Here is an 11,304-nt window from a genome sequence, read left to right on the forward strand (position 1 = left end):
AGCAAAAGGATAGCATCGAAAAAAGGCTGCCTTTTGTAAACAACTGAAGGGTGACCAGACCGGCTATTCCAGCGATTTTTCCGTCTTATAAATTCTTCTCTTTTTCCATCAGCTCACGAATCTTTTTTTCTTCCCATCTCTGCAGGTAACTGTTTCCGGACAGAAACACGACCAAAGCATGGGCAACGATTCCGATTCCCCAAAATGTGGCTGTAAAGAAGTTTTTGAACTGAAAATAACTTTCTCCGGGTTCCAGATTCCTGTAATTGTAATAAACAATCATCAAATTTACAGCAATATATATGAAAAGGTGAACATAAAATCCTCTGAGTCTTTCGACCTGTCTTTTAGCTTTCTGATATTGAATATCATTTTCATTAAATGTTTCCATTGTTCTTATTTTTTTCTTTATTCATAATTTCCCGAATTTTCTTTTCCTGCCATGATTCTCCGATACCAAACACCTGAAAAGCATGTGAAGCCAATCCTATTCCCCAGCCCAGCACCGGAAACCAAAACCACTGGCTTCTGCTGTTTGTATAAAGATTGATGAAAATTAAAAACGGGATCACAATACAATAAGAGATCAGGTTTGTATAAAAGCTTTTGACTTCCTTTACTCTCTTTTGGGCCTTTTTATAGGCTTTGTATTCATCATCAGGTTTTGCACTGACAATATTTGGCTTATCAGCCAGCATCGGAAGCTTGACTTTAAAGTAATCTTCAGATTTTTCAATAAAAACATTCCTTTTGGTGAGAAGGGAATAGCGCTGTACAATATTAGCCAGTCCAATTCCGGAACTTTCCTTGATCTGCTCTCTTACCTGCAGGTTATTTTCAATGCAAAGGATATCTCCTTCTGAAAATATTCTGATGACCAAAGGCCTGGATGAGGTTGCAAAATTATGCTTAATACAGTTTTCCAACAAAAGCTGTAGTGATAAGGGAACCACATATTTCCGATAGTCTTCTTTCCGGACATCAAAGGTAAAATCCACACTGTCTTCAAATCTTGTCTTTAAAAGATCACAATAGGTTTTGGCAAATTCTATTTCATCCTCTACGGTTACCAGCTCCTTATCTTTTTGTTCAAGTACATATCGGTAAATCTTTGACATTGAAGCGGTAAACTTTTGTGCCTGATTAGGGTTTTCATCGATCAGGGAGCTCAATACATTTAAAGAATTAAAAAGGAAATGGGGGTCCAGCTGATTCTTCAGGCTTTCAAATTGCGCATTGGCCGACTTGGCAATAAGCTTCTGCTCTACCACTTCTTTTCTGGAAACTTTCTTGAGCTCTTCCATAAATCCTTTTGCATGAAGGAATGCTGAAATAAGCAGTGCTACATTGATCGTAAACCAGTTGATGTAATTATATTTTCCGGAGAAAAACTCTTCCGGAGTTGCCGTTTCCTGTATGATCACAAAATTGATATAGTTACAGAAATAAACCAGTACAAAATTGGTAATAAGAATGGAGACAATGCTTATAACAGCTCTTTTAGTCGTTGCTTCAGACCATGGAATCCTTTTATTCAGAAAGGTATTGAGCAATCCGTTTCCTCCTCCCAATACAAAAGAATAAATAAAGGAAATCAGGATCGTATACAAAAGGTTTTCAAGATTCTTTTCTGATGTAAATACAAAAAAGAAAAACATAGAGACGGCCAGCGAGACCCAGAATAGTGTTATAATTTCCTTACGTTTCATGATCGTTTTCTTAAGCTCAAAATTAGCTTTTATTAAAGGTATCAAAAATTATTTCTTACCGAAGGGTATCTTTTTATCTCTGAACAGTATCTCAATTCTTTTCAATGTGTGTTAATGTCCCTGTCTTATAGATTTACACCGAATTTAAAATAGATAATTATTTTTTCTGTCCTGGTACAGGCTCAACAAGGAATCTTTGTTCCTGAAAGGCAAAAAACCTCCACCATGTGAAGGTTTATTTCTATTATTTCTTTTCTTCAGGCAAGCTTGCGAAGTATTTCGCTTCTGCTCTTCCCCAGTTTGGATCTAAGGCTGTTTTAGGCTTATACGCATTGAATTTGGCCAGGGCATCTTTAAACATTTCCATTCCTTTGGTCTTGCTTCCGCCATATTGCTCGGGAGTAAAGTAAATATCTTCAGCTTTGATCAGGGCGATCCTTGGGTTGGAAGGATCCAGTTTTTCTGCCCTGGTAAGCTCTTCTGATGCTCTGGCACCGTCTGTCATGAAACGCTGCTGAGGATTCACCATCATTCTCAGGGAATATGCCATTTTACTCAACAAATGAATCTCTGCGTTGTCAGTTCCGGCAAGACTTTGTGCAGTGCCCAGATATTTTTCTGCCTGTGCGGCAACCCCATCCAGCTCCTGCATATTTCCATTTCTCATCATGAGCCTTCCTTTCTGAATCTGGGAAAATGCAGCATAATATGGTGGAAGCCATTGTGAACTTTCTTTACTTCCTATTCTCTGAAAATCATTAGACAAAGTTTGAAATTCTTCCGGAGTTTTACAGGTTTCTATCCTTGCGATTTTTTCAGCCATTATTTTTTCGTAATCGGCCTGTGCAAAAGCCGTTAAACTTACTAAAGCTAAAGCAAAGCTTAAAAGGTATTTTTTCATGATATCAAATTTTAAAAGTGAGTTATATTGTTTATCGAATTTATGTCTTTATAAATTATTATTGATTGCATCTTCTGTTTTATCCACTCCAAAGCTTATAAAAGCTCCTACAAAAACAAAGGTGTTGACCGGCGGAACAACGGCTGAACTTCGTGAGCCATCAACAGAAAAATTGTATCCATATATGTTTTTTGACCCCAGAATATTGGTAATGCTCAATACAAATATGGGAAATGCCTTCGCCTCTTTTTTGCCAATATTGGGGAGATAGTTAAAGCTCAGGTTAAGGGCGTTATAATCTTTAAGCCTTCCTTCATGCCTGGTATAATTAATTGCTTTTCCGTTTTCGAATTCAGAAGCAATATCATAATATGGACGCCCTTTCGCATAGGTATAAGAAAGATTAGCCCCTAATTTCCACTCCGGAATGAACCTTTTAACCACAGCAGAAAAAGTATGCTCTGCAGCAAATCCCGGTTTCAGGCTTACCGGATAATTGAGGAAATCTCTTTTTGAATCCAGAAAAGAATAGGTCAGCCAGTAATCTATATTTTTAAATGTCTTTTTATTGTCTCTCCAGAATACCTCTAGCCCTTTCGCATAACCATATCCATCATTATTGAAAGCCGTCTGAACCTGCTGATTCTGTTCCTTTCCAGGGAGAATATTAAATGTTTTGATAAGCTGGTCATATTTCTTATAAAAAGCTTCAAAACGCAGGCTTCTGCCTTCTGAGCTTCTCATCATCTGGAAAATATAATGTTGTGATTTCTGAAAATCCAGATCTGCCGGCCCATTGATGTATCTGCTTTCCGGGTTTTGATAGAAAAGGCCATAAGCTAAGGAAGTTGTCCAGTGCTCAGCCAGACGGTAAGCCAGGGCGAGGCGGGGCGCTATGTTACTTTTGTTCAGGTAAGATGAATTTTCTGCTCTCAATCCTATCTTTGCGGATAATGCATTACTGAATCCCATATCTGTTTCCACAAAAGCAGAGGAGATCAGGTCTTTGTAATGCTTCTGCACCTCTTCGAAGTTGAGATGCTCATCCGTATGATTCAGCTCAAAACCTCCTCTTACTGCACTGATCCTGTTAATTTTCCTTTCAAGAACAGCCTTGAAGTTCACATAATTTCCATCGGTAAGCAATCTGGTTTTACCTGTTTCCACGTCATTGGCCTCTGTTGAAAAGTTGAGATCTGACCGGTTATAGGAATAGGAGCCGCCTGCATTCAGAACATATTTCCCGAATTTTTGCCTGAAAGACAGGTTATGATAAGTATTTTTTCCTTTTAATCTTACTAAGCCGAAATCATATTCAGGCTCCAGGCTTTCTGTTTTCACTCCCATTTTATTGGAATTGTACATTCCATAATATTTAAAAAATCCTCCTGATTTTGTTTTGAATCTCAGATTAAAATCACTGTTAAGCCCTTGCGGAGCATCGATAAAGTTCGTATTAAAGTTGAAAATATTCTGCATCAGGCTCAGAAGCGAATAGCCTGCAGAAGCCCCGAAAGAATACGTTTTATTATCCCCTAATTTTTGAAATCCCGCATTCAGGAAAATGGGAGAAACTCCAAAGTTATAAGAGCTTTGGTCCGGCAGGTCAACACTTTCCAGCATAAGTGCCCCTGAAAGAGCCTGTCCGTACAATGCAGAATATCCACCGCTTGAAAATATATTCCCTTTAAAAAGTGAAGTATTGAACTGGTCTCTTCCTGCAATTCCCGGTACAGAATTGGAAAAATAATTATTGATAAGGCTTCCATCCATAAAAATCTTCGATTCTGATGCCGTCCCTCCTCTGATAAAAAGGCCTTCAGATTCCCCCACCTTCTGAACACCGGGAAGATAGGTTAAAGCCGATGTTATCTGCCCGTCAGCGCCCGCCGTGGTATAAATATCAATGGGAGTCAGCAACGCGGTAGCCCTTTTTCTGTCGCTGGCTTCAATTGAGCCTGCAGATACCACTACGGCATCAATCTCGCTGATCTCTTCTTTAAGATCTGTACTGATGAAGACATCCTGACCTTCAATATTGACTGTTTTTTCAACTTCCTGATATTTGGGGTGGGTAAAAGTAATTTTGTGATTCCCTTTTTCCGAGGTTTCAAAGGAAAAATTCCCCTGGGTGTCTGTAGTTGCCCCGTCATAAGTATCTTTTAAAGTGACATTTACTTCGCTTACCCCTTTATTTTTAAAGGTTACCTTTCCTGAGACCTTTACCTGGGAATATCCCATCATAAAAGTAAGAAGAGTGATCAGAAGCAGTATTTTTTGTCCTTTCGTTTTCATGGTTATCTGTTTTCCGGATCAAAAATAGGATAGAAAACACTCTTCTGTAAAAAAATTATTACTGAAGGGTACTCTTTTGTTACCGAATGGTAAATAGCTAAGCTTGGCTAAGAAGTTTTTTTAACGCAGATCGCAAAAAGTTTAATTAAGCGCAAAAGAATTTTTTTCGCAAAGGTGTTATACTAAGCAAACTACAATCAGCCTTGGCTCCCGGAAAATATATTCATTAATATAAAATATAACTTTGCTGGCATTGCGTTGAAGATAACACTCTCTTGAAAATTATGACTCGCAAGCTCAGGTATATTTCAGTTGCCCATTATGGCTATAAAAAACCCAGAAGTATTTGTACTTCCGGGTTGTTCATTTATTTGAGTGTTTCTTATTCAATTAATTTTCTTTTCTCATCGCCATATATATACAAAAGCTACCGATGACCGCTAAAACAGCTCCTAAGATAAAGGGAGCCCCGCTGAAAAGGACCGGCGCCCGGGGAGAGGTAAAATAGGCAAATACCCAGGTCATCAACAACGGTCCGAAAACAGAGGTTAGACTGAGAATACTGGTGAGTCCTCCCTGTAATAATCCTTGTTTATTATCGGGAACTTTTGAAGAAATGAGTGCCTGAAGTATAGGAGAAGCCATTCCTCCCAGGGCGTATATCACTATTACGACAAACATCATCCACCCTTTATTGGCGATTCCGAATAGCAACATACTTACACAAAAGAACACCAGAAAAATAAATACCGACTTTTTCTGACCTAATTTATTGATGAAGAGCCCAATCAATCCGCCCTGAAAGATCACCATCAATAGTCCCAGAAATCCCATTGAATACCCTATCATATCTTCCTTCCAATGAAATTTCTCCATTACATACACGCTCCAGGCACTCTGTACGGAATGTCCCGCCACAGCAACAAGAATAAAGGCAACAATAAATGAAGGTGCCAATATTTTTTTATCAAGGCTTTTCATGACTCCAATGGGGTTGGCTGTTTTCCAGGAAAACGGACGCCGGTTATTTTTTGATAACGACTCAGGAAGTCCGAAAAAGCCATACATAAGATTAAGCAGGCTCAATCCGGCAGCAGCGTAAAAAGGGAGCCTTTCTCCATATTGACCAAGTACTCCCCCAATGAGAGGGCCAATGATCATTCCTACTCCGGCAACGGCACTCATCATCCCAAAATACCGGCCTCTTTTTTCAGGGGTACTGACATCTGAAATATAGGCGGCTGCTGTTGTCATACTGGATCCCATAATCCCATTGATGACTCTTCCCACAAACAGCCATGCTATATTGGGTGCCAATGCAAGAATAAGATAGTCTATTCCAAGGCCTAATAATGAACATAAAAGGATGGGTCTCCGCCCATATCTGTCACTTAGATTTCCTAAAACAGGTGCAAACAGAAACTGCATCAGAGCATATATGGATATAAACCATCCGATATACTTAGCAGTAGCACTCATGGTGTCTGCATGTGACAATTTTATGATCAAAGTTGGCAATACAGGCCCAATAATTCCTATTCCAATAATATCAATCAGAATTGTAATATAGATGAAAATCAGTGCGTGTTCTTTTTTTCCAGGCATAAGTAAGTCTTTGCTTTATGGGTGAATATGATATTTTATCATTTAACTGTTGTGCCATTCATAAGGTTCTTGATTACCTGCGACAGATAGTTGAAATTTTGATTGATAAAGAAATGGTTTCCATTGACAATCTGGCATTCACAACCGGAGTGGGTATAATTTGCCCAGTTTCTTATGTTCAGTGCATATTGCTCATTGTTTCCCATTACTGCATAAATAGGAGTTTGTATTTTTTCATCAAAAAGGATATTTTCTTTATTTTCCAACAGGCTAAAATCTGCTCTGAGCATGGGTTCGAAAAAGTCCAGTAATTCTTCAATTTCCATGACTTCATCTGAAAGTCCCCCCAGTTTTCTTACTTCTGCAAAGAATTCTGTCCTTGGCAATCCGGCAATAGGCAGTTTATTTTTTATTTTGGGACCGGGATACCCTGTGGGAATAAAATGTTCCGGAGCATCCCCATATTTTTCCATCGCATAGCAAATCTCAAATCCCAATACAGCCCCCATACTATGTCCATAGATCAGATAGGGAATATCTTTCTGCCGCCTCTTTTTTATCTGAGCCAGCAGATCAGCTACTGCCTCCTGTTTATTTTTATAAAAAGGTTCTGCCATACGGTCTCCCCTTCCTGGCAATTCCGGGACTTCTATCTGAAAAAAGGGTTGTAAATTTTCTATCAGTGGGCGGAAAGAATTTTTATCCCCGCCCGCATAGTGTAATAGAAATAACTGTGGTTTTGATGATACTTTATGCATTTTTTAGGTTTTTGATGATCTCGACAATTTTTTCTTCTTTATTGATAACAGAATGGTGTGTTGCATCAACAGGATATACCGTCAGATGATCCTGATTTCCCATTATTGAATCTACATTATTATGAGGCAGCCCCATTAAATAATGATAAAAAGATTCATTTGGTCCTTCACTATTCATTGCTTTAAACAAAGTGACTTTAGAAAAATGAAGATTTTCGGAAAGAGGCTCCTGTATCATGGTAAATTCTGCTGACATAAAATTTTTGGTTTCCAGAACCCGGACATCTTCTAAAGAGGTTTGTAGTTTTTCGCTTATCTCTTCATCGGTAGGAAAGTCAAGGAAATCTATCAGTTTCTGATCTGATGCATAAACAATCGTATCCAGAAGATAGATTTTAATGTTCCGATGTCCTCTTCTTTCCAGTTTAGAAGCTATTTCCAATGCAATATTTCCTCCCAGCGACCAGCCTACCAGAGTATATTCTTCGTTCTCTGAAGGATTCTGTATTCTGTCGATATGATCCAGATAGTAGCCCGCCAGCCTGTCCAGGTTCTCAATTTTTTCTTTATTATACAAGTTGTAAGAGTCTACACCATAGCAATCATAATCTGTTTCCAAGTGTCCTGCCAATGACTGATAGACTTCACACCCTCCATTTCCCGGATGTATCAGGAACATTTTCGGATTCCCATTTTTCTCATTATAGCTCATGATTGCCTGATAATCCTTCTCATTATTCATGATTGCTGACAATCTGCTGATTGTTTTTTCTTTGAACACTTCAGCAATTTTGATCTGAATATTCAGGATCTGCTGTATTCTGCTGATCAGCTTGATCACCATGATACTATTTCCTCCTAATTTGAAGAAGTCATCATGAATACTTATCACTTCTGAATCCAGTCCCAATATCTCGCCATAGATGACGGCAAGTTTGGCCTGAAGTTCATTTTCAGGAGCCACATATTCTGACATTCCAATAAATTCAGGCTCAGGCAGAGCTTTCCGGTCAAGTTTACCACTTGCAGCTATCGGAAGGTGGTCAAGATGTACATAAACACCCGGAATCATATACTCCGGAAGGGACATCGAAAGGAATTCGGATAGCAATTCTTCTTTTACAGGTTTATCTGAAACGTAATACCCTGCAATGTATTTTACCCCATTTTTATTTTCTCTTGCAAGGGCGACAACCTGCTTCACTTCAGGATATCGGAGAAGATTATTTTCGATCTCTCCCAACTCGATCCTATATCCACGGATCTTTACCTGAAGGTCGGCTCTACCCAGATATTCAAGATCACCATTTGCAAGATAACGGACAAGATCGCCTGTCTTATAGATTTTTCTATTTTCGTTTTTCTGCTTTTCCTGCTCTGTCTGAAACGGATTCATTATAAATTTCTCCTCAGTAAGATCCGGCCTGTTCAGATAACCACGGGCTATTCCTGCCCCTCCGATGTGGAGTTCGCCAATTCCTCCTATCGGCACCGGACGCAGGGAAGCATCGAGAACATAGGTTTTTGTATTTTCAATCGGGCGTCCGATATTCTTCGCATTCATGTCTTTATTGTAATGGTGACTCGTAGAACATACTGTAGCTTCCGTTGGACCATACTCATTAAGAAGAAGAATATCATCTGTATTTTTATCTAAAGCAGGGAAGCTTTCTCCACCGGCAAAGATTAATTTTAAACTTGTTCCATCATCAATGACCTCCCTCAATAATGCAGGAGCAATAAATGACACCTCTATATTATTTTCCTTAATGTACTCATTCAGTTCACTTACCGAGGTTCTGAGATCATTACTGTATAACCATAGTGTATTTCCAACAGACCATGTAGGAAAGACTTCAAATACAAAAGCATCAAATACATAGTTACTGAAGCATCCCATGTTTTTATAACTTTCAAGCCGGTGGGTCCTTATTGATGAACCTATGAGACTTACAACTCCTTTATGTTCTATCATGACTCCTTTTGGCTGCCCGGTAGTCCCGCTGGTATAAATGATGTAAGCCAGATTGGTCGAGCTTACCCTGGTAACAGGATTACCGGAATCAAATGTTGCAAGTTTTGTTTTAAATTCAGCATCATCCAAGAGAATACGATCTACATGCTCTTTTGTTTCTATCTTCCCTGCCGCGTGTTCTTCGGTAAGTACGATCTTTGCCTTTGTATCTTCTATGATATACTTTATCCTATCTACCGGGAAGGAAGCGTCTATCGGAACATAACCTGCTCCTGCTTTTAATACCGCCAAAATGGCAATAAATATATTTTCGGAACGCTCAAGGCATAATGTTACCAAGTCATCCGGCTGAAGATCATAGGTTTCAATCAGGTAATGGGCCAAACGGTTGGATCTTTCATTGAGCTCCGTATAAGAGAGCCATGTATCCTCATAGACCAGTGCTATATGATTCGGTGTTCTTTCTACCTGCTCTTCAAACAATTCATGAATGGTTTTATCATAAGGATAGTCCACTTCTGTAGTATTCCACTGCTCTATCATCAGCTTGGTTTCTTCTCCTGAAATCAGAGGAAGCTTACTGATCTGTGTATTCCTGGCATACCCTTCTATGATCTCTTCTAAAAGGAAATGATAAGTATCAGCCATCCGGGCAATGGTTTCTTTTCTGAACAGGGATTTCGCATAATTAAATGTCATATATATCGTCTCCGTACTGTCGTCAATCATCGTCGTCAGATCAAATTTCGCAGCCTGATAGTCTAACTCTCCCTCGAAAGGATAAAACAAAGATTCATCATCATGCGCAGAACTTGTCTTACCACCGAAGCTCTGAAGACCAAACATGACCTGGAAGATCGGGTTTCTTGAGGTATCCTGCTCTATATTCAGCTCTTCAACCAGTTTTTCAAACGGAAGATCCTGATGGGACTGTGCTTCGATAACTGAAGAAGATACCTGCAGGATAAAGTCCCGGATGGTCTGATCCGGATCGATTTTTTCTCTCAGAGCCAGTGTATTGACAAAGAAGCCGATCATCTCCTCAAGTCCTGCATGGTGACGGTTGGCAACCGGACTTCCCACTACAATATCGTCCTGACCGGAATAGGCGGCAAGCATCAGATAATATCCACTCAGCATGATGCTGTACAAACTTACCCCCATCTCTTTAGAGATATCTCTAAGATGTTGAGCTGCTTCAGGGCTTATGCTAAGGTGGATCGTTTCTCCTTCATAGGACAGCATTGCGGGCCTTGTAAAGTCTGTTGCCAGATTTAAATTCTGGAAATCTTCAAGTTTGTTTTTCCAGTACCCAATTTGTCTGTCCAAGCGTTCGCCCTGAAGGTAGCTACGTTGCCATAGTGCAAAGTCTTTATATTGAATTTTCACGGGTGGAAGTTCGATAATATCACCCGTCACAAGCCCCTGATAAATGGTTCCCAAATCTTTCAGGAAAATCTCTGATGACCATCCGTCAAAGGCAATGTGATGAATCACAACAGATAGGTAATATTGATTTTTTAACCTGAAGAAGTTGACCGCTACAGGAATTTCTTTATCCAGTCGGAATACTCTGTTCGTTTCCTTATTGATATATTCTTCCAGCTCTGTTGTTGTATCAACCTCTGTTATTTTAAATTCAGGAATAAGATCTGTAACGACCTGATAGCCCATTCCGTCTCCAGAAGTGTGAATCAGGGTGCGAAGCACTTCATGGCGAATAATTACCATTTCAATTGCTTTGCACAGTAAAGGAATATCTGTTTTCTCATTGACAAGCACAGCCATTGGAATATTATACGCGCTGCTTCCTCCTTCATAAGATTCTATAAACCAAAGCCTTTCCTGTGCAAACGACAAACGCTGCTCTTCTGGAGAATCTACCTGTACAGGAATAATATTGATCTGCTCCTCTATATGCATTCCATCACTCAGAATCGCTGCCAATGAGGCTATTGTTTTGTGGTTGAACACCATCGTCACGTTCACCTGCATATTCAAAGCCTGTTTGATCTTACTGATCAGCCGGATCGCCATGATACTGTTTCCTCCCAATCTGAA

At 39.5% G+C, this 11,304-nt stretch carries 7 protein-coding genes; all 7 read right to left on the reverse strand.

The window, feature by feature from the left end:
- Nucleotides 1-85 precede the first annotated feature (85 nt).
- A complete protein-coding gene (locus tag AC4IF5_RS10950) occupies nt 86-391 on the reverse strand; it encodes a 2TM domain-containing protein (RefSeq protein ID WP_490734418.1) in 306 nt (101 codons plus the stop codon).
- Nucleotides 378-1,709 carry a 2TM domain-containing protein gene (locus tag AC4IF5_RS10955; protein ID WP_490734420.1) on the reverse strand — a complete coding sequence of 444 codons (1,332 nt, stop codon included), beginning with the start codon at nt 1,707-1,709 and terminating at the stop codon, nt 378-380. Before AC4IF5_RS10955 ends, AC4IF5_RS10950 begins: the two co-directional genes overlap by 14 nt.
- 244 nt (nt 1,710-1,953) lie before the next feature.
- Nucleotides 1,954-2,610, reverse strand: a complete 657-nt coding sequence (locus tag AC4IF5_RS10960) for a hypothetical protein (RefSeq protein ID WP_490734422.1) — start codon at nt 2,608-2,610, stop codon at nt 1,954-1,956.
- A 48-nt stretch (nt 2,611-2,658) separates the two neighbouring features.
- A complete protein-coding gene (locus tag AC4IF5_RS10965; protein WP_490734424.1) occupies nt 2,659-4,905 on the reverse strand; it encodes a TonB-dependent receptor in 2,247 nt (748 codons plus the stop codon).
- A 390-nt stretch (nt 4,906-5,295) separates the two neighbouring features.
- Nucleotides 5,296-6,510, reverse strand: coding sequence for a TCR/Tet family MFS transporter (locus tag AC4IF5_RS10970; protein WP_490734426.1), 1,215 nt, complete (start codon nt 6,508-6,510; stop codon nt 5,296-5,298).
- A 38-nt stretch (nt 6,511-6,548) separates the two neighbouring features.
- A complete protein-coding gene (locus tag AC4IF5_RS10975) occupies nt 6,549-7,268 on the reverse strand; it encodes a thioesterase II family protein (RefSeq protein ID WP_490734427.1) in 720 nt (239 codons plus the stop codon).
- The coding region (locus AC4IF5_RS10980; protein WP_490734429.1) for an amino acid adenylation domain-containing protein at nt 7,261-11,304 on the reverse strand (4,044 nt) is incomplete at its 5' end. The genes AC4IF5_RS10975 and AC4IF5_RS10980, both read right to left, overlap by 8 nt.

The sequence above is a fragment of the Chryseobacterium sp. UF-290 genome (genome assembly GCF_058245615.1).

Coding starts and splice junctions, on each gene's coding strand:
- AC4IF5_RS10950 (WP_490734418.1), bottom strand. CDS start 391: ATGGAAACATTTAATGAAAATGATATTCAATATCAGAAAGCTAAAAGA.
- AC4IF5_RS10955 (WP_490734420.1), bottom strand. CDS start 1,709: ATGAAACGTAAGGAAATTATAACACTATTCTGGGTCTCGCTGGCCGTC.
- AC4IF5_RS10960 (WP_490734422.1), bottom strand. CDS start 2,610: ATGAAAAAATACCTTTTAAGCTTTGCTTTAGCTTTAGTAAGTTTAACG.
- AC4IF5_RS10965 (WP_490734424.1), bottom strand. CDS start 4,905: ATGAAAACGAAAGGACAAAAAATACTGCTTCTGATCACTCTTCTTACT.
- AC4IF5_RS10970 (WP_490734426.1), bottom strand. CDS start 6,510: ATGCCTGGAAAAAAAGAACACGCACTGATTTTCATCTATATTACAATT.
- AC4IF5_RS10975 (WP_490734427.1), bottom strand. CDS start 7,268: ATGCATAAAGTATCATCAAAACCACAGTTATTTCTATTACACTATGCG.